Raw genomic sequence first — 26300 nt, 5'->3', positions numbered from 1 at the left:
CGGCATGCGGGGATGCCTGGCGGGCATCCGCAGTCGATGGGGTGCGGACCGCCCGCCTGCGCCGAGCCGGGAGGTGTTCCCGGGGCGTGCGGATCGGTCAGCGATCAGGAGACCTTCAACGGCACGTAAGGGTTGTACGTGTGTTCGGTAAATTTTCGAGGTCCCTGAGGCGAGGAACGCTCGTCAGGGCGTCAGGAACTCGGCGCTGGAGAAGGTGACCGAGGGCTTCGCCGCGATCAGCCCCTTCTTGGACCCCGGGTACACCGCGATCGTGTCCCTGGTCTCGCCCCGGTACGTCCGCACCACCAGGTCCGCCCGTCCGTCCCCGTCGAAGTCGCCCACCGCGGCTATCCGGGTGGTGCCCTGGTCCGGGGGCGCGACGGTGACCGCGCCGGCCGTCGAGAGTCCGGTCGTACGGCCCCGGAACACGCGCAACCGGGCCCCGCTGGAGACGAGCTCGCTGAATCCGTCGCCGTCGAAGTCGGCGGCGTCGAGCATCGAGCCGGCGGAGGCGAGGCTGCCGCGCCCGGCGGCCGGCAGGTCGTAGCGCAGGGACGTTTCCCCCATCGCGCCGACCGCCGCGTCCAGCGCCTTGCCCCTGCCGAAGCGGCCGAGGGCGACGTCGAGGCCGGCGGGCAGGACGGTTGCCGTACGGGTGGGGCCCGCCGGGCCGCCGAGGACGATCGCGGACTTGGCGGGGCCCTCCGCCGTACGGACGAGGAGGTCGTCGTATCCGTCGCGGTTCACGTCGGCTGCGGGGGCGGTCGGTACGTTGCCCGGCGAGGGGAGGGGCTTGCCCGCCGCGCGCGGGGCGCCCTTGCGGGTGAACGGGCCGCGCAGATAGCTGAGTCGGCCCTCGGAGGCGTGCACGACCAGGTCCTGGGCGCCGTCGCCGTCGAAGTCGCCGCACACGGGCTGGTCGGGCCAGTCGTTGCCGAAACGCGCCCGCGCGGGGACCGTCAGCTTCACCGCCCTGCCGGTCGGTCCGGCGGGGGAGCCGAAGAGGATCTGGAGAGGGACCGGGGGCCGCCCCTGGCCGTCGTACGGCGGATCGGTCGATACGACGAGATCGGTGAAGCCGTCCTTGTCCAGGTCGCAGCTCGCCTCCGCGTCGAACACGGCGGGCAGTCGGCCCTTGGTCGGCGCGGCCTGCTTGCCGGGGCCGAGCAACTGCCGGGCGGCCGGGGTGAGTCCGTGGGCGCCGCCGTAGACGATGCCGATGCCCGCGTCGTCGGCGTGGCTCTGGTCCTTGACCAGGTCGTTCAGGACGAGGTCGCGGTGGCCGTCACCGTTGAAGTCGTCGGGCGTCTTGCTGCCCTTGCCGCGGGGGACGGGAAGCGCGGCGGGGCCCTTCGCGACCTTCGCGGGGCTGTGCCGGGCGGCGTCGGGGCCGGCGGTGGGGCCGCAGGCGGCGAGCAGCAGGACGCAGCAGAAGGCCGCCGTACCCATCGTGCCTCTTTGCACGCGCACCGTTCACCTCGTGAGCACCATCGACAACGCCTCGGCAATGATGCACGCGTTCGAGATACGACGACACCCCCGGGCCCGGACCGGGCCTGGGGGTGTCGGCTGCAGGGAACTGTCCGAAACGGAGGGGCGGTTACTTCACCGGCTCCGGCTCGGGCGCGCTCTCCGACTCGGTCTCGCCCGCCGGGGGCTCGTCGTCGGCCGGCGTCTTCACCGAGTCGAGCAGCAGCTGCGCTACGTCGACGACCTGGACGGACTCCTTCGCCTTGCCGTCGTTCTTCTTGCCGTTGACCGAGTCGGTCAGCATGACGAGGCAGAACGGGCAGGCGGTGGAGACGATGTCGGGGTTCAGCGACAGCGCTTCGTCGACACGCTCGTTGTTGATGCGCTTGCCGATGCGCTCCTCCATCCACATCCGCGCACCGCCGGCGCCGCAGCAGAAGCCGCGCTCCTTGTGGCGGTGCATCTCCTGCTGGCGCAGGCCCGGGACGGCGGACATGATCTCGCGCGGCGGCGTGTAGATCTTGTTGTGGCGGCCCAGGTAGCAGGGGTCGTGGTAGGTGATCAGACCCTCGACCGGGGTCACCGGCAGCAGCTTGCCCTCGTCGATGAGGTGCTGGAGCAGCTGGGTGTGGTGGATGACCTCGTAGTCGCCGCCGAGCTGCGGGTACTCGTTGCCGATGGTGTTGAGGCAGTGCGGGCAGGTGGCGACGATCTTCTTCGCCGACCTCGGCTTCTTCGAGTCCGCGGTGACGTTGCCCTCGTCGTCCGTCTCCTCGCCGAAGGCCATGTTCAGCGCGGCCACGTTCTCCATGCCGAGCTCCTGGAACAGGGGCTCGTTGCCGAGACGGCGCGGGGAGTCACCCGTGCACTTCTCGTCGCCGCCCATGATCGCGAACTTGACGCCCGCGATGTGGAGGAGTTCGGCGAAGGCCTTCGTGGTCTTCTTCGCGCGGTCCTCCAGGGCGCCGGCGCAGCCGACCCAGTACAGGTACTCGACCTCGGAGAGGTCCTCGATGTCGCGGCCGACGACCGGGATCTCGAAGTCGACCTCCTTCGTCCACTCCAGGCGCTGCTTCTTGGCAAGACCCCAGGGGTTGCCCTTCTTCTCCAGGTTCTTGAGCATCGTGCCCGCCTCGGAGGGGAACGCGCTCTCGATCATCACCTGGTAGCGGCGCATGTCGACGATGTGGTCGATGTGCTCGATGTCGACCGGGCACTGCTCGACGCAGGCGCCGCAAGTGGTGCAGGACCACAGGACATCCGGGTCGATGACGCCGTTCTCTTCGAGGGTGCCGATGAGGGGGCGCTCGGCCTCGGCCAGCGCCGCCGCGGGCACGTCCTTCAACGCCTCGGCCGAAGCCTTCTCGTTGCCCTCCATGTCCTTGCCGCCGCCCGCGAGCAGGTACGGCGCCTTGGCGTGCGCGTGGTCGCGCAGCGACATGATGAGGAGCTTCGGCGAGAGCGGCTTGCCGGTGTTCCAGGCGGGGCACTGCGACTGGCAGCGGCCGCACTCGGTGCAGGTGGAGAAGTCCAGCAGGCCCTTCCAGGAGAACTGCTCGACCTGGGAGACACCGAAGACGTCGTCCTCTCCGGGGTCGGTGAAGTCGATGGCCTTGCCGCCCGACGTCATCGGCTGGAGCGCGCCGAGGGCCGTGCCGCCGGTCGCGTTCCGCTTGAACCAGATGTTCGGGAAGGCGAGGAAGCGGTGCCAGGCCACACCCATGTTGGTGTTCAGCGAGACCACGATCATCCAGATGAACGAGGTGCCGATCTTGACCATCGCGACCAGGTACACCAGGTTCTGCAGCGCCGACACGCTCAGGCCCTTGAAGGCCAGGACCAGCGGGTACGAGGCGAAGTACCCGGCCTCGTAGCCCTCCACGTGGTGGAGCGCACCCTCCAGGCCGCGCAGCACGTAGATGGCGAGACCGATGGTGAGGATGACGTACTCGACGAAGTACGCCTGACCGGCCTTGGAGCCCGCGAACCGGGACTTGCGGCCGGCCCGGGAGGGCAGGCTCAGCAGCCGGATCACCATGAGCACCGCGATGCCCAGGATCGTCATCACACCGATGAACTCGATGTACAGCTCGAACGGCAGGAAGTCGCCGACGAACGGCAGCACCCAGTCGGCCTTGAAGAGCTGCCCGAAGGCCTGGGCGAGGGTCGGCGGCAGCGTCAGGAAGCCGACGGCCACGAACCAGTGGGCGAAGCCGACGATGCCCCACCGGTTCATCCGGGTGTGGCCGAGGAACTCCCTCACCAGCGTCACGCTGCGCTGGTAGGGGTTGTCGGTGCGGGCGCCGGCGGGCAGGCGCTGGCCGAGCTTGAAGTACCGGACGAACTGGCCGATGGCGCGTGCGAGCAGCGCAACGCCGACCACGGTCAGAACCAGCGACACGATGATCGCGGCGAGTTGCATTTGGGGGCTCCTCGGGCCTGCGAGGCGGGGCTTTGTGGTGGGCTCAGCAGTCTATTACTAAGCGGTAACTTATGCAGTCCGTCTGAGACTACCCATATCTTCTGCCGCACTGTAGCCAGGGGCGCGGTGATCTGTGTCGCTGAGGTTCCCCTGAGTGGGGCGCGTCCCTTCCGGGCCCGAGGCGGGTCGCTCACCGGGGCCGTAAAACCAGATCGTGTTATTCACGCAATATTGTGACATTCACGAATAAGTTGGCGCTGTGTTGTACGGAATCGCCGCCGCCACCGCTGCCCTCTTCCTCACTGCCGTGCTCGCCGCGCTGCTGCGGTCGCTCGCGCTGCGCCTGGGGCCGCGCCTGGGGCCGCGACTGGGGCCGCGTCTCGGGCCGGGCTTCGGGCTTGTCGAGCGGCGGCGGCTGCGGCGGGTGCCGTTGCTCGGTGGCCTCGCCGTCGTCGCCGGGACGGGGATCGTGGCCGGCGCCGGTGACTGGAGCGGGGTGGCTCCGCTCGGGGCCGACGGGGGCGGGCTGCTGCTCGCCGGGATCGCCGTCGGCGCGCTCGGCCTGGTCACGGATGTGCGGGCGGTGCCTCTTGCGGTACGGCTGCTCGTGGTGGCCGGGGCCGCCGCCTGGACCGTGCCGTACGGCGAACTCGGGCCCGCGCTCGCGGTGCCGGCCGTCGGCTGGATCGTCTTCGTCACCTTCGCCTTCGCCTCGCTCGACCATGCCGACGGTGTCATGGGGACCGTCGCCGTGGTGACCGCCTTCGCGCTGAGCGGGTGCGCGGCCGCCGAGATGATGGACGGTCTCGCGGCGTTGCTGAGCGTGCTGGCCGCCGCGCTCACCGGGTTCCTGATGCAGAACTGGCCGCCGGCCCGGATCGGCTCCGGCCGCTGCGGTGCGCTGTTCACCGGGTTCGTGCTGGCCTCGGCGGCGGTGCTGGTGCACACGGGGCGGGGGGCCGGGGTGAGCGCGGGGGCGCTGTTCGCGCTGACGGCCGTGGCGAGTGTCGATGTCGTCCTGGTGCTCGTGGCCCGGCGCCGCAGCGGGCATCTGGCGCACCGGCTGCGGCGTTTGGGGCTGACGTCCCGGGGTGCGACGGTGGTCGTGGGGGTCGCTTCCTTCGCCGGAGCCTTCGTCGGGCTGATGATCCATCTGGGCTGGCTGGAAGCGACGGCAGCGCTCTGGGTGGCGGGTGGGGCGGCCCTGGTCGTCCTCGGACTGTCACTCCTGCCGGGGGTGCGGGCGGTTGACGCCCGAAGAAACCCCAGGTCAGCGCCTACTTGCGTGTAAGGAACGGATAAGAGTTGAGCCCCCACGACTCAGCTCTGTTGACCGGGCGCCGGGTGTCGTGCACACTTGAGCCAGATCCACTCAAGTAGGCAGCTGGAGGAATTGAAATGGCACGTGCGGTCGGCATCGACCTGGGCACGACTAACTCCGTCGTCAGCGTTCTTGAAGGCGGCGAGCCCACCGTCATCACCAACGCAGAGGGCGCCAGGACCACGCCGTCCGTCGTCGCCTTCGCCAAGAACGGTGAGGTGCTCGTCGGCGAGGTGGCCAAGCGTCAGGCGGTCACCAACGTGGACCGGACCATTCGGTCCGTGAAGCGTCACATGGGTACGGACTGGAAGATCGAGCTCGACGGGAAGAACTTCAACCCGCAGCAGATGAGCGCGTTCATCCTGCAGAAGCTCAAGCGTGACGCGGAGGCGTACCTCGGTGAGAAGGTGACCGACGCGGTCATCACCGTCCCGGCGTACTTCAACGACTCCGAGCGCCAGGCGACGAAGGAGGCCGGCGAGATCGCGGGCCTGAACGTCCTGCGCATCGTCAACGAGCCGACCGCCGCCGCGCTGGCCTACGGCCTCGACAAGGACGACCAGACGATCCTCGTCTTCGACCTCGGTGGCGGCACCTTCGACGTGTCCCTCCTGGAGATCGGCGACGGCGTCGTCGAGGTGAAGGCCACCAATGGTGACAACCACCTCGGTGGTGACGACTGGGACCAGCGCGTCGTCGACTACCTGGTGAAGCAGTTCCAGTCCGGCCACGGCGTGGATCTGTCCAAGGACAAGATGGCCCTCCAGCGCCTCCGCGAGGCTGCCGAGAAGGCCAAGATCGAGCTGTCCTCCTCCACCGAGACCTCGATCAACCTGCCCTACATCACGGCGTCCGCCGAGGGCCCGCTGCACCTGGACGAGAAGCTCACGCGCGCTCAGTTCCAGCAGCTGACGGCCGACCTTCTGGAGCGCTGCAAGACGCCGTTCCACAACGTCATCAAGGACGCCGGCATCAACCTCTCCGAGATCGACCACGTCGTTCTCGTCGGTGGTTCGACGCGTATGCCCGCCGTCGCCGAGCTCGTCAAGGAGCTGACCGGTGGCCAGGACGCCAACAAGGGCGTCAACCCGGACGAGGTCGTGGCCATCGGTGCCGCGCTCCAGGCCGGTGTCCTCAAGGGTGAGGTCAAGGACGTCCTGCTCCTCGACGTGACCCCGCTGTCCCTCGGTATCGAGACCAAGGGAGGGATCATGACCAAGCTCATCGAGCGGAACACCACGATCCCGACCAAGCGGTCCGAGATCTTCACCACCGCCGAGGACAATCAGCCCTCCGTGCAGATCCAGGTCTACCAGGGCGAGCGCGAGATCGCGGCGTACAACAAGAAGCTCGGGATGTTCGAGCTGACCGGTCTGCCGCCGGCCCCGCGCGGTGTCCCGCAGATCGAGGTCGCCTTCGACATCGACGCCAACGGCATCATGCACGTGACCGCGAAGGACCTCGGCACGGGCAAGGAGCAGAAGATGACCGTCACCGGCGGCTCCTCGTTGCCGAAGGACGAGGTCGACCGCATGCGCCAGGAGGCCGAGCAGTACGCGGACGAGGACCACCGTCGCCGCGAGGCCGCCGAGGCCCGCAACCAGGGCGAGCAGCTCGTCTACCAGACGGAGAAGTTCCTCAAGGACAACGAGGACAAGGTCCCCGGCGACGTCAAGACCGAGGTCGAGGCGTCCGTCGAGGAGCTGAAGGCCGCGCTCAAGGGCGAGGACACCGCCGAGATCCGTACGGCCACCGAGAAGGTCGCCGCCGTCTCGCAGAAGCTGGGTCAGGCCCTCTACGCCGACGCGCAGGCCGCGCAGGCCGCCGGTGGTGCCGAGGCCCCGCAGGGCGAGGCCAAGGCCGCTGACGACGACGTCGTCGACGCCGAGATCGTCGACGAGGACCGTAAGGACGGTGCCGCGTGACGGAGGAGACCCCGGGTTTCGACGAGAAGCCTGACGTCCCTTCCGGCGCCACCCCCGAAGACGCCGAGCCGAAGGCCGCCTCCCCCTCTTCGGAGGAGGGGGCGGCCCCGGCCGGGGACGCATCGGCAGCCGCTCAGGCGGCCGGTCTGACGGCCCAGCTGGACCAGGTGCGTACGGCGCTCGGCGAGCGCACGGCGGACCTCCAGCGGCTCCAGGCCGAGTACCAGAACTACCGCCGCCGGGTCGAGCGCGACCGGATCGCGGTCAAGGAGATCGCCATCGCGAACCTCCTGACCGAGCTCATGCCCACGCTCGACGACATCGGCCGCGCGCGCGAACACGGCGAACTGGTCGGCGGCTTCAAGTCGGTGGCCGAGTCGCTGGAGACCGTCGCGGCGAAGATGGGCCTGCAGCAGTTCGGCAAGGAGGGCGAGCCCTTCGACCCGACGATCCACGAGGCCCTGATGCACTCGTACGCGCCGGACGTCACCGAGACGACGTGCGTGGCGATTCTGCAGCCCGGGTATCGGATCGGCGAGCGCACCATCCGCCCCGCGCGGGTGGCCGTGGCCGAACCCCAGCCCGGTGCGCAGCCGGTCAAGGCCGAGGACGCCGCGGCCGAGGCTGCCGACGAGAAGGAGAACGGTGGCCCGGACGAGGGCTGACGTTGAAGAACGCGTGAGGAAGGAGGGACGTCGGGGATGAGCACCAAGGACTTCATCGAGAAGGACTTCTACAAGGTCCTCGGCGTCCCCAAGGACGCCACCGAGGCCGAGATCAAGAAGGCGTACCGGAAGCTCGCCCGCGAGTTCCACCCGGACGCCAACAAGGGCAACGCCAAGGCCGAGGAGCGCTTCAAGGAGATCTCCGAGGCGAACGACGTCCTGGGTGACGCCAAGAAGCGCAAGGAGTACGACGAGGCCCGCGCCCTCTTCGGCAACGGCGGCTTCCGCCCCGGCCCGGGCGCCGGCGGCGGCTCCTTCAACTTCGACCTGGGTGACCTCTTCGGAGGCGGCGCCCAGACAGGCACGTCCCAGGGCGGCTTCGGCGGCGGGATCGGGGACGTCTTCGGGGGCCTGTTCAACCGGAGCGGTGCGGGCGCCGGCACGGGCACGCGGACACAGCCCCGGCGCGGCCAGGACATCGACACCGAGGTCACCCTCAGCTTCACGGAGGCGGTGGACGGCGCGACCGTCCCGCTCCGCATGACCTCACAGGCACCCTGCAAGGCCTGCTCGGGCACCGGCGACGCCAACGGCACACCGCGCGTGTGCCCGACGTGCGTCGGCACCGGTCAGGTCGCTCGGGGCTCGGGCGGCGGGTTCTCGCTCACCGACCCCTGCCCCGACTGCAAGGGCCGCGGCCTGATCGCGGAGAACCCCTGCGAGATCTGCAGCGGCTCGGGCCGTGCCAAGTCCTCCCGGACCATGCAGGTGCGCATCCCCTCGGGTGTCTCCGACGGCCAGCGCATCCGCCTTCGCGGCAAGGGAGCACCGGGTGAACGGGGCGGTCCGGCGGGCGACCTGTACGTCACCGTGCACGTCCACGCGCACCCGGTCTTCGGCCGCAAGGGCGACAACCTGACGGTGACCGTCCCGGTGACGTTCACCGAGGCGGCACTCGGCGGCGAGGTGCGGGTCCCCACCCTGGGCGGCTCGCCGGTCACCCTGAAGCTGCCGCCGGGCACGCCCAACGGGCGCACGATGCGCGCCCGTGGCAAGGGCGCGCTGCGCAAGGACGGCACCCGTGGTGACCTCCTGGTCACCGTCGAGGTGACGGTTCCGCAGGATGTGTCGGGCAAGGCTCGTGACGCCCTTGAGGCGTATCGCGAGGCAACCGCGGGCGAGGACCCGCGGGCGGAGCTGTTCCAGGCCGCGAAGGGAGCATGAGCAGATGGACGGCCGTCGTCGCAACCCCTACGAACTGACCGAGGAAACCCCGGTCTACGTCATCTCGGTGGCGGCCCAGCTGTCCGGCCTGCACCCGCAGACACTCCGCCAGTACGACCGCCTCGGCCTGGTCTCCCCCGACCGCACCGCAGGGCGGGGCCGCCGCTACTCGGCCCGCGACATCGAACTGCTGCGCACCGTCCAGCAGTTGTCGCAGGACGAGGGCATCAACCTCGCCGGCATCAAGCGCATCATCGAGCTGGAGAACCAGGTCGCCGCGCTGCAGGCCCGCGTGGCGGAGCTGTCGTCCGCCGTCGAGGGCGCCGCCGCGGCCATGCAGCAGCGCGAGGCCGCTGTCCACGCCTCCTACCGCCGCGACCTCGTCCCGTACCAGGAGGTCCAGCAGACGAGCGCGCTGGTGGTGTGGCGGCCGAAGCGGCAGCAGTCGTCCGACTGACGTGCACACGTGAGAAGGGGCCGGGAGGTTCGTCCGAACCTCCAGGCCCCTTCGTCGTGTGGACGCGTTCGTGGGTTCACGCGCCCGGTTCGGTGACCGTGACGTACGAGAACTCCTCACCGGTGCCGAATCGGGAGTTGCCGTACTCGTCCACGGCGATCACGGCCCATCGCACGGTCTCGCCCTGTGGCTCATAGATCTCGTCGAAGAAGCCCAGGATCTTCTGGTCCTCCTCGCCCTGGTAGGTCTCGCCCCAACGCTCGTACTCCCACACCCCGTTGACGAGCACCCCGCGATAGGCGTCGTAGTGGTCCACGTCGCTGTCGGGGCTGCGCTGCCACCGCAGGCCGATCTCGTCGCCGTCCATGGCGCCGGTCAGTCCGGTGACGGGAGCCGGGGCGAGCCCGGTCGCCGGCGCGGTGCCTGTGGCAGGTGCCGACGCGACCGACTCATTGCCCACGTTGTCCACGGCGGTCACCGTGTACGCGTATGCGGTGCCCTGCAGCACGGTGGTGTCGGTGAAGGTGGTCCCCGTGGCGCGGACCTCGTCCACGAGCCACCCCTTGCGGTAGATCCGGTAGCGCACCAGGTCCTGGGTGACGGGAGTTGTCGGGGCCTTCCAGGTGAGTGTGACGCCGGTGGCCGTCGTGGAGGCCGTCAGGCCCGTAGGTGCGGAGGGTGCGTGGTCGCCGCGCCTCACGTGGGCGGGTGCTGACTTCGTGGATGGGTTGCCGGCGCTGTCGGCCGCGGTGACCCAGTAGGTGTAGTACAGGTTCTCCTTGGCCGTGGCATCGGTCCAGGAGGCGGTGGTGGCTTTCGTCACCTTAAGGGTGGGATTGTCGCCGCCATCGTCCTCCCAGCGGCGGTACACGGTGTAACTCGCCGCTCCCGGCACGGCTTTCCAGGCCAGCGCGATCCCGGGCTGCCCGTCGACGGCGGTGAGCCCGGAGGGGACCTGAGGAGGGGTCTTGTCGGCGGTCGTGACCGGCTGGTCGGTGCTGCCGGCCGACTCGTTGCCCGCCTTGTCGACGGCGCGGACCTCGTAGTAGTACGTCGCGCCCGTCGCGGGCGGAGTGTTGATGTACGAGGTGGTCGCGGCCGTCGTAGTGGTCAGCTTCGTCCAGGCGCTGCTGCCCTTGAGACGGCGGTACACGCGGTAGCCGGCGAGATCCATCTCCTTGTTCCGCGACCACTTGACGGTCGCCTTCAGCGTGTCGCCGTCGTATGAGCTCGATGCGCCGCTCGGGGCGAGAGGCTTGACCTTGTCGACGTCTGCGGAGGTGCGGGGCACATAGTCGACCTCGACGTTCGCCGAGCCCGTCCAGTTGACGTAGTCGACGCGGAGGGTGTGCTTGCCGGCGGGGACGGTGATGTTGACCGTCTTCGTGACCGTGGAGGAGACGTTCTTCCAGAGGTCGACCTTGCGGGTGCCGTCGAGGTAGACGCGGAGGCCGTCCTGAGTCGCGACGGGGAGGGCGAAGGGGCCGCCGGAGCCGAAGTCGCGGGTGACGGTCCAGCGAACGCCGAAGTTGTTCGACGGCAGGCCGGAGGCGGGGGCGCCGGTGCCCCAGTCCTGGTCGATCCTGTCGTCGCAGTCCGTCTTCGCCGGCGTACCGGAGAAGCTGGTGCTCGCGAAGAACTGCCGCTTGTAGACCGGCGAGGTGCAGGTCACGGCGGCGGACGCGGGGGCGACCGTGAGGCCGAGGAGGGTGCCCGCGGTGGAGAGCACGACGGTGGTGGCGACTGCGGCCGTCGTGCGTCTGGTTGGGTTCATGCGTTCCTTCAGTCCTGATCGTCAACGGCAGGGGAGAACCGTTGACGATCACGACTCGCAAGGCGGGGAGTTGGTTGTACGCGCAGGTGAGGAAGTACGTCTCGACGGTGGGCGTCCCAAATGGTGGAGGCGGCGAAACGGAGGTGCGGGCTCCCTGCGACACTGTCTTCACGCGGGAAACACAGAACGCTGTTGCCATCTCGTTAAGTGGTTACTCCTTGACGCTGCGGTGAACGCCGCGTTGGCTTTCAGCCACCTGGGTCGCAATACTGCGTCCTCGTCCGGAAGGCACGTGATGTGAACACTCGTAACACCCGTATGCGTCGTACGGCCATAGCCCTGGCCGGCTCCGCCGCGGCCCTCTCGCTCTCCGCCTGTGGTGTGGTGGACGGGATCGGTGGTGGCAGCAGCTCGGCGAGCCCGAAGAAGGGCAACGACATCACGGTGGGGCTGCTCCTTCCGGAGAAGGAGAACTCGCGTTACGAGAAGTTCGACTATCCGATCATCAAGCAGCAGGTGGCCGAGCTCACTCACAAAAAGGGCAAGGTCGACTACGTCAACGCCGAGCAGGACGCGGACAAGCAGAGCGCCCAGCTCCAGCAGATGATCACCGACAAGGTCGACGTGATCCTCCTGGACGCGGTGGACTCCAAGGCGATCGCGGGCGACGTGAAGAAGGCGAAGGACGCGGGTATCCCCGTCATCGCCTACGACCGTCTGGCGCAGGGGCCGATCGACGCGTACATCTCGTTCGACAACGAGCTCGTGGGCCAGGTGCAGGGCAGGGCCATTCTTGAGGCGCTGGGGACCGACGCGGAGTCCAAGAAGATCGTGATGATGAACGGGTCGGTCACCGACCCGAACGCCGCCCAGTTCAAGGAGGGCGCGCTCTCCGAGCTCAAGGGCAAGGTGAACATCGCCGAGTCCTACGACACCAAGGACTGGAAGCCGGAGAACGCCAAGGCCAACATGCAGGAGGCGATCTCCAAGATCGGCCTGGACAAGATCGCGGCCGTCTACTCCGCCAACGACGGCATGGCGGGCGCCGTCATCGACGCCCTGAAGACCGCGGGCGTCAGCAAGGTCCCGCCGGTCACCGGGCAGGACGCGGAGCTGGACGCGGTGCAGCGTGTCGTCGCGGGCGACCAGTACATGAGCGTCTACAAGTCGTACCCGCAGGAGGCGTCCGCCGCCGCCGAGATGGCCGTCGCGAAGGTCCAGGGCCGCGGCATCGAGTTCGACGCCCTCACCCGCGACAAGACGGACAGCCCGACCGACAAGGCCATCCCGTCCCAGATGGTCCCCGTGATCGCCCTCACGAAGGACAACATCGCCGACACGGTCGTCGACGACGGCATCTACACGGTCAAAGAGATCTGCACGGCCAAGTACAAGGCGGCCTGCTCGACCATCACGGGCCTGAAGTAGCCCTGCGGGCCCTTTCCCGGGCCCACGCCTCCGCAGACCCCCACCCCCGCCCTTCCGCATCCGGGGTGGGGGTCTGCGCGTTGTGCCGAAGCCGGCGAGTGCGGGGCGGGCCGCCAACAAGTCCTGGCGCGACGCCGGTTGTCGGGGTTTCGGGCGGGCGGCCGGAGCGCGGAGGTCTTGTGGAGATGGCCACACTTCCAGGGGGGAGAAGGGGGCAATCCCTGTCGATCAGGTCAACGGCTGGTCAAGGCAGGGTTGTTGATCGTCTATGGTGACCGGCTGCAACACAATGATCACCGGGGCACCGGGTCACAGGACGACGGGGGATGCGATCCGATGGACGGGACGGACGGGACGGACGGCGGGATACGTCAGCGGGGCCTGCTGCGGGCGCGGAGCGCCACCGCGGTCAAGGTCGTGGCCGCGGTCACGGGCCTGGTGCTGCTGAGCGCGTGCGGCGGCGGGTCCTCCGACGGGGACGGCACGGACGGCGGGAAGAACGCCGGGTCCGGTGGCAGGGCAGCCGCAACCGGCGGCCCCGCCTACAAGGGCCCCGAGCTGCCCGGGTTCGCGAAGAAGGCCGCCTGGAGTCTGCCCCCCACCGAAGGCGGCGGTACGCCCGGCGCGCTGGACCTCGGTGAGACGCTGCTGTTCGCCAAGGACGCGAGCGGGAAGTACGTCGACAACTCCGGTCCGGAGAAGGGAAGCGAGCAGGGCGAGAAGCACTTCCTGCACTCCTCCGACGAACCGGAGAGCCTGACCCTGGAGTTCAGGGACGCGAAGACCGGCGCGGTCACCAAGTCCCTGAAGGTGAAGACCGATTCGGTCACCGCCACGACCTGGCACGACGGCGCCCCGGCGGTCGCGGTCGCCACCTCCTCGACCTCCGCCTCCGACGGGCTGACCGAGGCGAAGAAGACCTCCACGGCCACCCTGTACGACGCGCACGGCGCCAAGTTGGGCAGCAGCCCCGTGCCGCAGGACAAGTACAACAACGACGACCCGCGCCTGCTGACGGAGGGCTACCGCGTCGAGCTCGACGACGACGTCATCCGCCTCGTCCCCATCGACGGCGGCACCACGCGCACCATCACCTGCACCGGCCAGCTGGCCCAGTGCGAGTTCCACCCGGAGACCGGCACCGCCGACGGCTTCGCCACACACGCCCCGCTGATCAGCGGCCAGTACTACGCGGGCTTCCTGAACGCGACCAACTACGACAACGACCGCGAGCAGATCACCCTGAGCGACCTCGCCACCGGCAAGCAGGTCTGGAGCACCGCCGACGTCGAGGTACCCAAGGGCGTTGCCCTGGACGACGACGGCGAGCGGCAGTCCGGCGCGGTGCGCGTGGTGCGCGTCGCCGACGGCAAGGTTCTCGTCGCGTGGAGTGCGAACGTCACCGCGTCCTCCTGGATGTACGCCTGGTACGACGTGAAGAGCGGCGCCCTGACCGGCTCGTACGAGGCCCCGGAGGACGCACTGCTCTCGCCCTCCGGCGAACTGGCCGCCAAGGACAGGGAGGAGATCGGGGAGTTCGACGGTACGGCGGTGTGGCAGGTCGCCGACGGCAAGCAGCTCTGGGCGCAGACGGAGGGCGAAACCGCCCTGGACCCCGTGCGGTTCACGGCGGACGGCTCGGTCCTCTACGGGCTCACGGACGGCGACACGGGCCTCGTCGTCGACGCCCGCACCCGCAAGGTCCTCGTCAAGAACCTCCCCGAGGACCACATCCCCTTCGTGGACGCGGCCACGGGATACGGCTACCTCAGCACCGAGGACGGCTTCTTCACCTTCGCCCCCTCCGAGTCCTGACCCCGCCTCCTGCCCCCGCCTTCTGTCCCCGCCTCCTGTCTCCCTCCCGTTCCCCTTCCCCACCGCCACCCACAGAGGTCCCCTGTGCGTACCCGCATCCCCGCCGCCCCCGCCGCCTCCGCCTGCGCCCTGCTGCTCGCCCTCACCGTCACCGCGTGCGGGAGCGACGACGGGCCTCCCCAGGCCGACGACCAGCAGGGCGTGGCCGATTTCCTCAAGGACAAGGTCGGTTGCGAGGACATCGACTTCCTCGGCGCCGACGACCTCTCGGAGATCCGGGGCGAGGGGATCAACGGTCTCGACGGCGGCGGGGAGTGCGACCAGGAGAGCGGTGACATCGACTTCCTCCACGTCACCGACATGAAGGTGTTCGCACAGTCCATGGCATCGCAGGACGGCGACGGCAACTCCCTGCTGATCGGCAAGGACTTCGCGCTCGACGTCGACCGCGACCAGGACGTCGACAAGCTGATCGACGCCGGCCTGTACATCCTCGACTGCGACCCGGGCATGCAGACCCCGGACGGCTACCACCGCGAGGACGTCGCGGCGGGCTGCGTGGCGACCGACTACCGCAAGGACGCCGAGTAGCCGGCCCGCGAACATCAGCGCGGCATACGCCCGTTGTGCTCCCCAAGACCCTTAAGCCCCCTTGCTGTCTCCTTGTCCCCCTGTCCCCCGTCCCGCATCGGCCAACGCGTACGCGTCAAATATGTCCGCCATGAGCTGACAGCCGATGCGCTCCGTAGCGCTCCGGCCACTCGGTGAATGCCGGCCGCTCACGCGGATTCCGCCGGGGCACGGCAGTCCCGTACCCGGGGGCGAATTCCGGCCACGGCGGCCCGGGCGGCGCGGCCGCTCGGGAAGCGTGCCCGCCTCGCACCGCACACTTGGGACGCGGCACCTTCATGTGATGGCAAGGGGACGGGCGGAGGCAGGGGCAATTCCGGATGTAAAGGAGGAATTCGGGGCGGCTGAGCTGCGGAGCCGTGTTGCGGAGGCGGGCCAGGCCGCGCATAGTGTCGCTGCGGAAGGCGCTGGAGCCAGGCGTTGGAGCCAGGAGTGGAAGATGGCCGGGCACGGGACGGACACACATCCGCACGGCCCTGACCGGCTGTGCGACGCCGGGGACCGGGTGTATTCCCGCGCGGTACGGCGCGGACGGGTGCCGCGCTCGGACGCCGAAGCGGTGCCCTGTCTGGTCGAGTTGGCGCTGCTGCACCCTGACCCCGACGACATGGACTGGCTGGTGCCGACCTCCCCGCAGGAGGTCATGACCCGGCTGCTGCGCGGTGTCTACGACGAAGTCACCGCCGGTCAGGCGCGGATGAGCGACGCGGTGGCCGCCTTCGAGTGGTACGCCGGGCTGGGCGGACGCGTCCAGGGCCCCGCCGACAGCGTCGCGATCCGAGTCCTCGACGGGCTGGCGCGTATCCGGGTCGCCATGGACGAGGCCACCGAGGCCTGTACGACCGAGGTGCTCACCGTGCAGCCGGGCGGCATCCGCCGCGAGGACGAACTGTCGGAGGGGCTGCACCGGGCACTGGAGATGCGCCGCCGCGGCGTCCGTATGCGCGACCTTTACACGCATGTCGCCCGGCACGGCCAGGGCCTGCACAACTACATGGAGCTGATGGGGGACGCCGCCGAGGCCCGCACCCTCGACGAGGTCGTGGAGCGGCTCATCCTCTTCGACCGCAAGGTCGCCTTCATCCCCGCCAACGCGGACCGCACGATAGCGCTGGAGCTGCGCCACCCGGCGCTGGTGGACTACCTGGTCACCGTCTTCGAGCGGCTGTGGCGGCTGGCGATCCCGCTGGCCGCCCCGCTCCCCTCGACGGGCATCGAGGGCATCACCCACCGGGAGCGCTCGATCGCGACCCTGCTGGCGGAGGGCCACCAGGACGCCGCCATCGCCGAACGCCTCGGCATCAGTGTCCGCACCTGCCGCGCCCACATCGCCCGGCTGTCCGAGACCCTGGGCGCCGCCAGCCGCACACAACTGGGCGTCAGGATCGCCCAGGCGGGGCTGGACGGTCCCCTGCGCCCGCCCGATCCGCTGCCCGTCAGCGGTTCTGCTGTTCCTGCTCCAGGATCCCCGACTGCCCGATGAGGTAGCCGAGTTGGGCGCGGCTCTCGCTGCCCAGGCTCGCGGCGAGTTTGGCGATGTGCACGCGCGCCGTACGGACGTTCATCCCGAGGCGGTCGGCTATGACGGTGTCGGTGTGGCCTTCCACGAGGAGGGCGGCGATGGCGATCTGGCGGGGTGTGACGCCGTTCAGCGACGGTCGCTGGACGGCCTCGGGGTACATGGGAGTGGCCAGGCGCCACAACCGCTCGAAGGCGGTGGCGAAGTAGTCGAGCAGCGCCGGGTGGCCGACCTCCAGGGCCAGGGTGCGGTCCTTGCTGGCAGGGATGAACGCCACGGTCCGGTCCACGATGAGGAGGCGCTCGGTGACTTCGTCCAGGGTGCGGACCTCTACGTCGCCCTTCAGCAGTTCGTAACGGGCGGTCACCGCGGGGGAGTGGCGGAGCGTGTGCTGATACAGGGTCCGTATGCGGCCGCCGCGGTCCAGCATCGCCTGGTCGCGTTCCAGCGACGCGGCCTGGCTCTCGGTCGTCAGGCCGCTGTGCGGCTGGATGGCGAGGAGCTCCCGGGACGGTGGGGCCATGGCCTCGGTGATGGCCAGGTTGATGCGCCGGCGGCCACTGAGGATGCGGAGCGTCGGGGTGTCCGCCGTCTCCGTGTGACGGCCGTCCAGCCGCATCAGCGGCTCGAACGCCTCGGCCAGCCGCACCTCGCGCTGCCGTTCGCCCGCGATGCGCTCCTCGGAGGTCCGCAGCAGGCGGTGGAGGGCGGCGGCGGGAGCGACGGGCTCCAGCCAGGTCAGATCCTCCACGGCCGGGTGCAGCAGCCCGAAGTCGACGAGGCAGGGTGCTTCGTCGGTGTCCGCACTGCGTACGCGCCCCTCGTGCAGAGCGCGGGCGTACAGGGCCAGGCCTGCCTCGCACAGCTCGTCGACGGCGTGCTCGTGGCCCCGGGTGGTCACCTGTTGCTCTCCGGTATCGGTATGGAGTGACCCTGGTCGAGGATCCCCGACTGCGCGATGAGAAAGCCGAGTTGTGCGCGGCTTCCGCTGCCCAGGGCCGAGGCGAGCTTGGCGATGTGGGCGCGGCAGGTGCGGACGTTCATCCCGAGGCGGCGGGCGATGGCCTCGTCGACGTGGCCGTCGATGAGGAGTTTGGCTATGGAGCGCTGGACGCCCGTGATGCCCTCGGGAGTCGCCTCGTAGGGAACCTCGTCCATCAGGGGTGTCGCCCGCTGCCAGAGCTGTTCGAACACCTTGATCAGGTACTGCACGAGACCGGGGTGGCGGAGTTCCAGGGCCACCTGCCGGTCGTCCTGGGCCGGGATGAAGGCGACGGTCCGGTCGCAGATGATGAGCCGCTCGATGAGCTCTTCGAGTGTGCGGATCTCGACCTTGGCGCCGGCCATCTTGTCCATGTACGCGAAGGTGCTCTGACTGTGCCGGACCGTGTGCTGGTACAGCGTGCGCACGGAGATGCCCCGCTCGATCAGGGGCTGGCTCCGCTTCAGGGCCTGACTCAGGATGTGCTCGGGCCGGCTGCCGCCGGGCTGGATGGTCAGGACCTCGGTGCGAGCCTCCGCTATCGCCACGTCGAGCGTCGCGTTGATACGGCTGACGCCCTCCAGCACGGTGATGGCGTGCGTGGTGGCCGGCTTCTGGGCGCTGATGGTCAGGAACGGCTGGAAGGCATCTGTGAGGTCGAGGGTCAGCCTGCGACGGTTCTGGATCTCCTGTTCCAGGGGTTGGAGCTGCTGTGCGAGTACGACGGACGGCGGCACGGGACGCAACCAGTTCGCGTCGTCCGGGTCCGGGTGCAACAGCGCGAATTCGAGCAGGCAGGGAGCGGGCTCGACCTCGTCGCGGGAGATGCGCCCGGCGCCGAGCGCACTGGCATAGAGGCGCGTACCTTCGGCACACAACTCGCTTATGCCATGAGGATGTGTCGGCTTTGTGCTTTTTGTTGGCAAATCTCCACCCCCCAGGGTCCTGAACGTGCAGGAACATGATGCATCTCTTGTGTGGCATTGACGTGCCTGAATGAGCCATCGTCTTATTTCGCGGGGGAGAGGAAGCCATCAAGTGAGGACGAAGCCGACCATGAAAAAGAGAATGCTTCGCTCGGTGCTTGCTACGGGCGTCGTTGCTGCGGCACTGGCCTTCGGCGCGGCCGGTCCTCTCGACGTCGGCTGGCAGATCACCTCCCACACCGCCGGAAGTGCGGTTGCCCACACCGATGGAACGCAGGATGTCGGCTGGCAGGTCGTCGCACAGGATGTCGGCTGGCAGGTCGTCTCCGGTAGCGGTACGCGAGATGTCGGCTGGCAGGCACCGGCGGACGCGGACGCATGACCATCCCACCCGACGACCGCTCCTTCCGCCGCGAAATGGCCACGGCCTACCGCTCCGGCTGGCACTTCATCGATCTGGCCACCGCCATCCCCCACAGCGGTGACTCATTGATGGTGACCGTGTTCGGAGAACCTGTCGTCGTCACCCGGGATGACGACGACGACGTACGGGCGTACCGGTGTCTGCGACGGCCTCGGGGGGCGCCGCAGCCGGTTCGGTGCGCCATTCGATACGGAATGATCTTTGTGAACCTGGACCAGCGTGACCATCAGCTGGTGGAGCCGGATGCCCCGGACGTACAGACCATCTCAGCCACCCCCCGCAGTGCCTGACGCGATTCCCCCGTCGTAGTAGATCGCGCAGGTACTTCCCCCCGCAGCGGCGTCACCGTGACCTGAACACGGTGACGCCGCTGCAGTTTTCGGGGAAAACTCAGCACATCCTCGCATCCCGGGGCCGACTCGGCACCGGTTGATTTCAGCCTCTCCCCATCGCTGTCCGCAGCTCGATCTCGATCACCACGCGGGACGGGTTCGGCGAGGGCACCCGCCCGTACCGCTCCGCGTAGCGCCGCTCGGCCTCCGCGACGGGTTCCGGCTCGGTGCGTACGTACGCCTGTCCCTCCAGCGTGGCCCAGCGCCGCCCGTCCACCTGGCAGACCGCGACCCGCGCGCCGTCGGGGCCGGCGGCGCGCACATGTCCGACCTTCGCGCTGGATTTGTTGGTGATGATCCGCGCCAGACCCGCCTCCGGGTCGTATGTCACCCCGACGGGCACCACGTGCGGGCTGCCGTCGGGCCGCAGCGTGGTCAGCGTGCACAGGTGCCGCTCCTGCCAGAAGGTGAGGTACGAGGGGTCGGGATCACGCGGATTCACGGGGTACGTGGCCATGGAGGAGAACCTAGCCGGTAGGCCTCCCGGCAGGACCTTGAGTGGAATAGACTCAACTTTGTGTACGTTGCCCAAGGCAGTGTTAGGGCGGGAGTCGCCCACCGCTGACGCAAGCTGACGCAAGGAGGAGAACGCGAACGTGGACGCCGAGCTGACCAACAGGAGCCGGGACGCGATCAACGCGGCCAGTGACCGGGCCGTGTCCGCCGGGCACCCGGACCTCACCCCCGCCCACCTGCTCCTCGCGCTCCTTGAGGGGCAGGACAACGAGAACATCATCGACCTGCTGGCCGCCGTCGACGCCGACCAGGCGTCCGTGCGCACCGGCGCCGACCGCGTCCTGGCCGCGCTGCCCAGCGTGACCGGCTCCACCGTCGCGCCCCCGCAGCCCAGCCGCGAACTGCTCGCCGTCATCGCCGAAGCACAGGCGAAGGCGAAGGAGCTCGGCGACGAGTACCTCTCCACCGAGCACCTGCTCGTCGGGATCGCCGCGAAGGGCGGCGCCGCCGGTGACGTACTGTCCGGGCAGGGCGCCAGTGCGAAAAAGCTGCTTGAGGCGTTCCAGGAGACCAGGGGAGGACGCCGGGTGACTTCCCCGGATCCCGAGGGCCAGTACAAGGCACTCGAAAAGTTCGGTACGGACTTCACCGCCGCCGCGCGTGAGGGGAAGCTCGACCCCGTCATCGGACGGGACCAGGAGATCCGCCGGGTCGTGCAGGTGCTGTCCCGGCGCACCAAGAACAACCCCGTCCTCATCGGCGAGCCCGGCGTGGGCAAGACCGCCGTCGTCGAGGGGCTCGCCCAGCGGATCGTCAAGGGCGACGTGCCCGAGTCCCTGAAGAACAAGCGGCTCGTTGCGCTGGACCTCGGCGCGATGGTCGCGGGCGCCAAGTACCGCGGTGAGTTCGAGGAGCGCCTCAAGACCGTCCTGGCCGAGATCAAGGGCAGCGACGGCCAGATCATCACCTTCATCGACGAGCTGCACACCGTCGTGGGCGCGGGCGCCGGCGGCGACTCCGCCATGGACGCCGGCAACATGCTGAAGCCGATGCTCGCCCGCGGTGAGCTGCGCATGGTCGGCGCGACGACGCTCGACGAGTACCGCGAGCGGATCGAGAAGGACCCGGCGCTGGAGCGCCGCTTCCAGCAGGTGCTGGTCGCCGAGCCCACCGTCGAGGACTCGATCGCGATCCTGCGCGGGCTCAAGGGCCGCTACGAGGCCCACCACAAGGTCCAGATCGCCGACAGCGCACTGGTCGCGGCAGCCACCCTCTCCGACCGGTACATCACCTCCCGCTTCCTGCCCGACAAGGCCATCGACCTCGTCGACGAGGCGGCCTCCCGGCTGCGCATGGAGATCGACTCCTCGCCGGTCGAGATCGACGAACTCCAGCGCGCCGTAGACCGGTTGAAGATGGAGGAGCTGGCCCTCGGCAAGGAGACCGACCCCGCCTCCCGGCAGCGCCTGGACAAGCTGCGCCGCGACCTCGCCGACAAGGAGGAGGAACTGCGCGGCCTCACCGCCCGCTGGGAGAAGGAGAAGCAGTCCCTCAACCGCGTCGGTGAGCTGAAGGAGAAGCTCGACGAGCTGCGCGGCCAGGCCGAACGCGCCCAGCGCGACGGCGACTTCGACACCGCCTCCAAGCTGCTCTACGGCGAGATCCCCACCCTGGAAAGGGAGTTGGAGGAGGCTGCCGAGGCCGAGGAGGAGGTCTCCAAGGACACCATGGTGAAGGAGGAGGTCGGCCCCGACGACATCGCGGACGTCGTCGCCTCCTGGACCGGCATCCCCGCCGGGCGCCTCCTGGAGGGCGAGACGCAGAAGCTGCTGCGCATGGAGGAGGAGCTCGGCAAGCGGCTCATCGGCCAGTTCGAGGCCGTACAGGCCGTGTCGGACGCCGTACGCCGCTCACGGGCCGGGATCGCCGACCCGGACCGCCCCACCGGCTCCTTCCTCTTCCTCGGCCCGACGGGCGTCGGAAAGACCGAACTCGCCAAGGCGCTGGCCGACTTCCTCTTCGACGACGAGCGGGCGATGGTCCGCATCGACATGTCGGAGTACGGCGAGAAGCACAGCGTCGCGCGGCTCGTGGGCGCGCCGCCCGGATACGTCGGGTACGAGGAGGGCGGCCAGCTCACCGAGGCCGTACGCCGCCGCCCGTACAGCGTGATCCTGCTCGACGAGGTCGAGAAGGCGCACCCGGAGGTCTTCGACGTCCTCCTGCAGGTGCTGGACGACGGCCGCCTGACGGACGGTCAGGGTCGCACGGTCGACTTCCGCAACGTCATCCTGGTCCTCACCTCGAACCTGGGCAGCCAGTTCCTCGTCGAGCCGCTGACCACCGAGGAGGAGAAGAAGCAGCAGGTCCTGGAGGTCGTACGGAGCTCCTTCAAGCCGGAGTTCCTCAACCGGCTCGACGACCTGGTGGTCTTCTCGGCTCTCGACAAGGCGGAGCTGGAGCGCATCGCGAGGCTCCAGATCGACCGCCTCGCGAGGCGTCTCGCGGAGCGCCGGCTCACCCTGGAGGTCACCGACGCGGCCCTCGCCTGGCTCGCGGACGAGGGCAACGACCCGGCGTACGGTGCCCGCCCCCTGCGCCGCCTTGTGCAGACCGCCATCGGCGACCGCCTGGCCAAGGAGATCCTCGCGGGCGAGGTCAAGGACGGCGACACGGTCCGCGTGGACGCCTTCGGCGAGGGACTGATCGTGGGGCCGGCGACGGGCAAGACGCTGTAGCCGTCGCGGACGACGTAAAAGATGCCGTACGGCCCCCTTGCCCGGTGGGGATCACCGGGGAAGGGGGCCGAGGTTTTGCAGCTGGTTGAGGGGGGGAGTCGTCGGTGAGGACGACGATCACGGCCACGATGAACCAGACGGCGAAGGCCAGGCACCCCAGCCACAGGCCCCACAGGAGCCATCGGACTTCTCTCCGCATGTGCATGCCGTGATCTTTTCGGCTCGGTGACCCGGCCGGGTCACCGATCGATGCCGGTCCGGGTACGGCCCCGGTGACCGGATCGTGTCAGCCCCCGGCGGACAGGCACCGCCTGGGGTTGCCACCCCCCGCCCCGCATGGGGGAGGATGGCGGAATCCGTACGAAGGGAAAAACACGGTGAGCATCGACCCGTCCTCGATTCCGAACTTCGGGGGCCAGCCCGAGCCGCAGCCCGGCGGACCGGCGGGCCCCGTCGTCCCGGATCAGGACCTTGTGAAGCAGCTCCTGGAGCAGATGGAGCTGAAGTATGTCGTCGACGACGAGGGTGACCTCGCGGCGCCGTGGGAGCAGTTCCGTACGTACTTCATGTTCCGCGGCGAGGGTGACCAGCAGGTCTTCTCGGTGCGGACGTTCTACGACCGGCCGCACGAGATCGACGAGAAGCCCGCGCTTCTCGAGGCGATCGACGACTGGAACCGCCGCACGCTGTGGCCCAAGGTCTACAGCCACACGCACGACGACGGCAGTGTCCGTCTGATCGGCGAGGCGCAGATGCTGATCGGCACCGGCGTCGCGCTGGAGCACTTCGTGTCCTCGACGGTCAGCTGGGTGCGGGCCGCGATCGAGTTCGACAAGTGGCTCGTGGAGCAGCTCGGCCTCACCGAGGAGATCGACGAGGCCGACGAGAAGCCCGAGGACGACGAGTAGGTCGTCCGGGGACGCACGGACTCACAGGGGCGTGCGGGCGATGACCACCAGATACGCCCCGTAGGCGAACGAGAGCCCGGCCAGGGCGCCGACCACCAAGGTCGCGTGCCAGGGCCGGGCTCTTGCCGTCCGCACCAGCGCCCGCGCCAGCGGGATCAGCAGCGGGAACGCGGGCAGCAGGAAGCGCGGCTTGGACTCGAAGAACCCGGAGCCGCCGAGTACGACGAGCAGCAGGACGCCGCTGTAGACCAGCAGCGGCAGCGGGGCGCGGTCCGCGACGAGCAGCGCGTAGAGCAGCACGCCCGCCGCGACGATCAGCATCGTCATGGGGAACACGAACCGCTCCCCGTGCAGCAACAGGTGCCGGATGAAGTGCAGCGATCCGTGTCCGAGGTCGAAGCGCGAGCCCCACAGCCGCTGCACCGTGAAGTACCCGCCGAGCGGATCGCCCTTGCGCCGCCCCACCCAGAGCACGTAGCCGCCCCAGCCGAGCGGCGCGAGCGCGGCGCCTGTCCACAGGCTGTGGGGAACTTTTCGCCCGCGCCGCTTCCAGACCTCGTAGGCCGCCGCCGCGAGGACCGCGGCCGCGACCGCGAAGCCGTTGGGCCGGGACAGGCCCGCGAGCGCCGCCAGGGTGCCCGCCCACAGCCACCGCTCGCTGAGCACGGCGTACAGCGACCAGGCCGCGCAGGCCGTGAGCACGGGTTCGGTGTACGCCATGGAGAGCACGACCGAGTGCGGAAGCAGGCCCCACAGCAGCACGAGCGTGGTGCCGACCGCGCGGCCGTACAGCCGGGCCCCGATCGCGTACATCCCGCACGCGGCGGCCGCGGCCGCGCACCACGAGACGAGCAGGCCCGCCGCGCCGCCGCCGAGCGGGGTGAGCGTGGTGACGGCGCGGACGAGCGCCGGGTAGAGCGGGAAGAACGCCAGGTCGCTGTGGATGACGGTGGGCCGGAAGTACAGCGTCCGTCCGTAGCCGTGCGTCGCGATCCCCAGGTACCAGAGCGAGTCCCAGGACCGCCCCAGCAGGGCGAGGGGGCGGTGGCCGGTGGCCCAGGCGGTCCCGGCGAGCACGGCCAGGCCGAGCAGCCGGGCCGCCGCGAACAGGCCGAGGGCGGCGCAGGTCGCCCGTGCCGCTGCGGTGGGCAGGCGTTCCGCAGGGCGGGACGGGTGGGCACAGCCCTCAGCGCCGGGTTCCTTGGTGGCGAGGGCTGGGATGGTGCTGGCGCGAGTCACACCCGAACTGTGCGTCCCGCGTGGGTGATTTGCGAGCTTTGGGGGACCGTGCGAGTACGTGTCGCGCTACCCCGGCGCGCCTCGGTGAACGGCACGGAGGCAGCTGGTAGAGGGCGGCCTACCAGGCCGCCTTCAACCGCTTCGCTGCCTCCTCCAGCACCCCGGTCTGCTTGCAGAAGGCGAACCGTACGAAGGGGGCCCCTGCCTCCCGGTGGTCGTAGAAGACCGCGTTCGGGATGGCGACGACCCCGGCGCGCTCCGGCAGCGAACGGCAGAAGGCGAAGCCGTCCGACTCGCCGAGCGGGCGGATGTCGGTCGTGATGAAGTACGTGCCCGCCGGCCGGAAGACCTCGAAGCCCGCCTCGGTGAGCCCGGCCGCGAGGACGTCCCGCTTGGCCCGCATGTCCGCGCGGAACGCCTCGAAGTAGGTGTCCGGCAGCGCGAGCGCCTCGGCGACGGCGTACTGGAAGGGCCCGGAGGCGACGTACGTCAGGTACTGCTTGGCCGAGCGGACGGCCGAGACCAGGCCGGGCGCGGCGGTCACCCAGCCGACCTTCCACCCGGTGAAGGAGTAGGTCTTGCCCGCGGACCCGATGGACACCGTCCGCTCGCGCATGCCGGGGAAGCAGGCCAGCGGCAGGTGCTCGGCGTCGTCGAAGACGAGGTGCTCGTACACCTCGTCCGTCACGACGAGGAGGTCGCGCTCGACGGCCAGCTCGGCGATGAAGGCGAGCTCCTCGCGCGTGAGCACGGTGCCGGTCGGGTTGTGCGGGGTGTTGATGAGCAGCAGCCGGGTGCGGTCGGTGACGGCGTCGCGCAGCTCGTCGAGGTCGAGCCGGAACGAGGCGGACGCATGGTCCGGCCGCAGCGTGACCGGCACCCGCGTGCCGCCCGCCATCGCGATGCTCGCCGCGTACGAGTCGTAGTACGGCTCGAAGGCGATCACCTCGTCGCCGGGCTCGACCAGGGCGAGCAGCGCCGCGGCGATGGCCTCGGTGGCGCCCGCCGTGACGAGGACCTCGGTGTCGGGGTCGTACGACAGTGCGTACAGCCGCTGCTGGTGCGCGGCGATCGCGGTGCGCAGCTCGGGCACGCCCGGGCCCGGCGGGTACTGGTTGCCGCGGCCGTCCCTGAGCGCGCGCACCGCCGCCTCCCGGATCTCCTCGGGCCCGTCCGTGTCGGGGAAGCCCTGGCCGAGGTTGATCGCACCCGTGCTGAGGGCAAGGGCCGACATCTCGGCGAAGATCGTCGTACCGAACTCGGCGAGCCGACGGTTGAGGAAGGGGCGTGCGCTGGAGGTCATGGCCGTCATCCTGCGCCCAAGCTCTGGAGTTCCTCAACTCACCTTCGGGGCTTGGCACCTGGGGTGGGACCCGATGCACCGCCTCTGAGCAGGGGGAGAGCTGTTGGCAACTGTCGTCGTCTGTCGGCGTTGGCCACTCTCGGACGGCCCACAGACGGCCCGGCCCAAGGCCCGGAAGAGCCGCTAGCGCTAGCGGCGGGGGGGGGGGGCGGTGGGGGCCCCCCCAGAGCCCAAAAACACCACAGGAGAGCCCCAGATGGGGTTGACGATAGTTATTTGGGA

At 69.5% G+C, this 26300-nt stretch carries 21 protein-coding genes; 13 read left to right on the top strand and 8 right to left on the bottom strand.

Annotated features, from left to right (window positions below):
- Nucleotides 1-183: 183 nt before the first annotated feature.
- Together ABZS97_RS08040 and ABZS97_RS08035 are read right to left on the bottom strand one after the other, a co-directional pair.
- Nucleotides 184-1449, bottom strand: a complete 1266-nt coding sequence (locus ABZS97_RS08040; protein ID WP_356134888.1) for a VCBS repeat-containing protein — start codon at nucleotides 1447-1449, stop codon at nucleotides 184-186.
- A 151-nt stretch (nucleotides 1450-1600) separates the two neighbouring features.
- On the bottom strand, nucleotides 1601-3892 hold the full coding sequence (locus tag ABZS97_RS08035) for a heterodisulfide reductase-related iron-sulfur binding cluster (RefSeq protein ID WP_356134886.1): 2292 nt from the start codon (nucleotides 3890-3892) through the stop codon (nucleotides 1601-1603).
- A 259-nt stretch (nucleotides 3893-4151) separates the two neighbouring features.
- Between ABZS97_RS08035 and ABZS97_RS08030 the strand changes: the two genes are divergently transcribed.
- From ABZS97_RS08030 to ABZS97_RS08010, 5 genes are all read left to right on the top strand, one after another.
- Nucleotides 4152-5183: an MraY family glycosyltransferase gene (locus ABZS97_RS08030; protein WP_356134884.1), complete on the top strand. Its 1032-nt coding sequence runs from the start codon at nucleotides 4152-4154 to the stop codon at nucleotides 5181-5183.
- Nucleotides 5184-5290: 107 nt separating this feature from the next.
- Nucleotides 5291-7138, top strand: a complete 1848-nt coding sequence (gene dnaK / locus ABZS97_RS08025) for a molecular chaperone DnaK (RefSeq protein WP_356134882.1) — start codon at nucleotides 5291-5293, stop codon at nucleotides 7136-7138.
- A complete protein-coding gene (gene grpE, locus ABZS97_RS08020; RefSeq protein WP_356134880.1) occupies nucleotides 7135-7803 on the top strand; it encodes a nucleotide exchange factor GrpE in 669 nt (222 codons plus the stop codon). The genes dnaK and grpE overlap by 4 nt, the downstream gene beginning before the upstream one ends.
- A 36-nt stretch (nucleotides 7804-7839) precedes the next feature.
- A complete protein-coding gene (gene dnaJ, locus ABZS97_RS08015; RefSeq protein WP_356134879.1) occupies nucleotides 7840-9027 on the top strand; it encodes a molecular chaperone DnaJ in 1188 nt (395 codons plus the stop codon).
- A gap of 4 nt (nucleotides 9028-9031) precedes the next feature.
- The gene (locus ABZS97_RS08010; protein WP_356134878.1) at nucleotides 9032-9484 is read left to right on the top strand and encodes a helix-turn-helix domain-containing protein; all 453 of its coding nucleotides are present in this window, start codon (nucleotides 9032-9034) and stop codon (nucleotides 9482-9484) included.
- Between the two features lie 76 nt (nucleotides 9485-9560).
- Here ABZS97_RS08010 and ABZS97_RS08005 read toward each other — a convergent pair whose 3' ends face one another.
- The gene (locus ABZS97_RS08005) at nucleotides 9561-11258 is read right to left on the bottom strand and encodes a PA14 domain-containing protein (RefSeq protein ID WP_356134876.1); all 1698 of its coding nucleotides are present in this window, start codon (nucleotides 11256-11258) and stop codon (nucleotides 9561-9563) included.
- Nucleotides 11259-11576: 318 nt separating this feature from the next.
- Here ABZS97_RS08005 and ABZS97_RS08000 point away from each other — a divergent pair, with 318 nt between their 5' ends.
- The 4 genes from ABZS97_RS08000 (at nucleotide 11577) to ABZS97_RS07985 (ending at nucleotide 16614) form a co-directional block, all read left to right on the top strand.
- Nucleotides 11577-12686 carry a substrate-binding domain-containing protein gene (locus ABZS97_RS08000; protein WP_356134999.1) on the top strand — a complete coding sequence of 370 codons (1110 nt, stop codon included), beginning with the start codon at nucleotides 11577-11579 and terminating at the stop codon, nucleotides 12684-12686.
- Nucleotides 12687-13022: 336 nt separating this feature from the next.
- A complete protein-coding gene (locus ABZS97_RS07995; protein ID WP_356134874.1) occupies nucleotides 13023-14501 on the top strand; it encodes a hypothetical protein in 1479 nt (492 codons plus the stop codon).
- Between the two features lie 84 nt (nucleotides 14502-14585).
- The gene (locus tag ABZS97_RS07990) at nucleotides 14586-15092 is read left to right on the top strand and encodes a hypothetical protein (RefSeq protein WP_356134872.1); all 507 of its coding nucleotides are present in this window, start codon (nucleotides 14586-14588) and stop codon (nucleotides 15090-15092) included.
- A 478-nt stretch (nucleotides 15093-15570) separates the two neighbouring features.
- Nucleotides 15571-16614: a LuxR C-terminal-related transcriptional regulator gene (locus ABZS97_RS07985; protein WP_356134870.1), complete on the top strand. Its 1044-nt coding sequence runs from the start codon at nucleotides 15571-15573 to the stop codon at nucleotides 16612-16614.
- Here the strand turns inward: ABZS97_RS07985 and ABZS97_RS07980 are convergent.
- Both ABZS97_RS07980 and ABZS97_RS07975 read right to left on the bottom strand, forming a co-directional pair.
- Entirely contained in the window at nucleotides 16568-17551 is a 984-nt protein-coding gene (locus ABZS97_RS07980) for a helix-turn-helix transcriptional regulator (RefSeq protein WP_356134867.1), read from the bottom strand. The two genes, ABZS97_RS07985 and ABZS97_RS07980, sit on opposite strands and share 47 nt — an antisense overlap.
- Complete coding sequence (locus ABZS97_RS07975; RefSeq protein WP_356134864.1) at nucleotides 17548-18558, bottom strand: helix-turn-helix transcriptional regulator; 1011 nt, start codon at nucleotides 18556-18558, stop codon at nucleotides 17548-17550. Before ABZS97_RS07975 ends, ABZS97_RS07980 begins: the two co-directional genes overlap by 4 nt.
- 112 nt (nucleotides 18559-18670) lie before the next feature.
- Here ABZS97_RS07975 and ABZS97_RS07970 point away from each other — a divergent pair, with 112 nt between their 5' ends.
- Nucleotides 18671-18940 carry a hypothetical protein gene (locus ABZS97_RS07970; protein WP_356134862.1) on the top strand — a complete coding sequence of 90 codons (270 nt, stop codon included), beginning with the start codon at nucleotides 18671-18673 and terminating at the stop codon, nucleotides 18938-18940.
- Complete coding sequence (locus tag ABZS97_RS07965) at nucleotides 18937-19272, top strand: hypothetical protein (protein WP_356134859.1); 336 nt, start codon at nucleotides 18937-18939, stop codon at nucleotides 19270-19272. The genes ABZS97_RS07970 and ABZS97_RS07965 overlap by 4 nt, the downstream gene beginning before the upstream one ends.
- A 145-nt stretch (nucleotides 19273-19417) precedes the next feature.
- Here ABZS97_RS07965 and ABZS97_RS07960 read toward each other — a convergent pair whose 3' ends face one another.
- On the bottom strand, nucleotides 19418-19831 hold the full coding sequence (locus ABZS97_RS07960; protein WP_356134857.1) for a TIGR03618 family F420-dependent PPOX class oxidoreductase: 414 nt from the start codon (nucleotides 19829-19831) through the stop codon (nucleotides 19418-19420).
- Nucleotides 19832-19970: 139 nt separating this feature from the next.
- Between ABZS97_RS07960 and clpB the strand changes: the two genes are divergently transcribed.
- Nucleotides 19971-22568: an ATP-dependent chaperone ClpB gene (gene clpB, locus ABZS97_RS07955; RefSeq protein WP_356134855.1), complete on the top strand. Its 2598-nt coding sequence runs from the start codon at nucleotides 19971-19973 to the stop codon at nucleotides 22566-22568.
- A gap of 377 nt (nucleotides 22569-22945) precedes the next feature.
- Nucleotides 22946-23476: a YbjN domain-containing protein gene (locus tag ABZS97_RS07950; RefSeq protein ID WP_356134853.1), complete on the top strand. Its 531-nt coding sequence runs from the start codon at nucleotides 22946-22948 to the stop codon at nucleotides 23474-23476.
- 21 nt (nucleotides 23477-23497) lie between these two features.
- Here ABZS97_RS07950 and ABZS97_RS07945 read toward each other — a convergent pair whose 3' ends face one another.
- Nucleotides 23498-24715 (bottom strand): hypothetical protein, encoded by a 1218-nt coding sequence (locus ABZS97_RS07945; protein WP_356134851.1) that lies wholly within the window; start codon nucleotides 24713-24715, stop codon nucleotides 23498-23500.
- A 118-nt stretch (nucleotides 24716-24833) separates the two neighbouring features.
- Complete coding sequence (locus ABZS97_RS07940) at nucleotides 24834-26027, bottom strand: pyridoxal phosphate-dependent aminotransferase (RefSeq protein ID WP_356134849.1); 1194 nt, start codon at nucleotides 26025-26027, stop codon at nucleotides 24834-24836.
- Nucleotides 26028-26300 lie beyond the last annotated feature (273 nt).

The sequence above is a fragment of the Streptomyces sp. NPDC005485 genome, assembly GCF_040606085.1.
Classification (GTDB): domain Bacteria; phylum Actinomycetota; class Actinomycetes; order Streptomycetales; family Streptomycetaceae; genus Streptomyces.
The sequence above is the reverse complement of the archived record's forward strand: the minus strand, read 5'-3'. Positions and strand labels throughout refer to the sequence as shown.

Excerpts from the sequence above, each read along its gene's own strand:
- ABZS97_RS08040 (WP_356134888.1), bottom strand. The coding sequence starts at position 1,449 with ATGGGTACGGCGGCCTTCTGCTGCGTCCTGCTGCTCGCCGCCTGCGGC.
- ABZS97_RS08035 (WP_356134886.1), bottom strand. The coding sequence starts at position 3,892 with ATGCAACTCGCCGCGATCATCGTGTCGCTGGTTCTGACCGTGGTCGGC.
- dnaK (WP_356134882.1), top strand. The coding sequence starts at position 5,291 with ATGGCACGTGCGGTCGGCATCGACCTGGGCACGACTAACTCCGTCGTC.
- dnaJ (WP_356134879.1), top strand. The coding sequence starts at position 7,840 with ATGAGCACCAAGGACTTCATCGAGAAGGACTTCTACAAGGTCCTCGGC.
- ABZS97_RS08010 (WP_356134878.1), top strand. The coding sequence starts at position 9,032 with ATGGACGGCCGTCGTCGCAACCCCTACGAACTGACCGAGGAAACCCCG.
- ABZS97_RS08005 (WP_356134876.1), bottom strand. The coding sequence starts at position 11,258 with ATGAACCCAACCAGACGCACGACGGCCGCAGTCGCCACCACCGTCGTG.
- ABZS97_RS08000 (WP_356134999.1), top strand. The coding sequence starts at position 11,577 with ATGCGTCGTACGGCCATAGCCCTGGCCGGCTCCGCCGCGGCCCTCTCG.
- ABZS97_RS07995 (WP_356134874.1), top strand. The coding sequence starts at position 13,023 with ATGGACGGGACGGACGGGACGGACGGCGGGATACGTCAGCGGGGCCTG.
- ABZS97_RS07985 (WP_356134870.1), top strand. The coding sequence starts at position 15,571 with ATGGCCGGGCACGGGACGGACACACATCCGCACGGCCCTGACCGGCTG.
- ABZS97_RS07965 (WP_356134859.1), top strand. The coding sequence starts at position 18,937 with ATGACCATCCCACCCGACGACCGCTCCTTCCGCCGCGAAATGGCCACG.
- ABZS97_RS07960 (WP_356134857.1), bottom strand. The coding sequence starts at position 19,831 with ATGGCCACGTACCCCGTGAATCCGCGTGATCCCGACCCCTCGTACCTC.
- ABZS97_RS07940 (WP_356134849.1), bottom strand. The coding sequence starts at position 26,027 with ATGACGGCCATGACCTCCAGCGCACGCCCCTTCCTCAACCGTCGGCTC.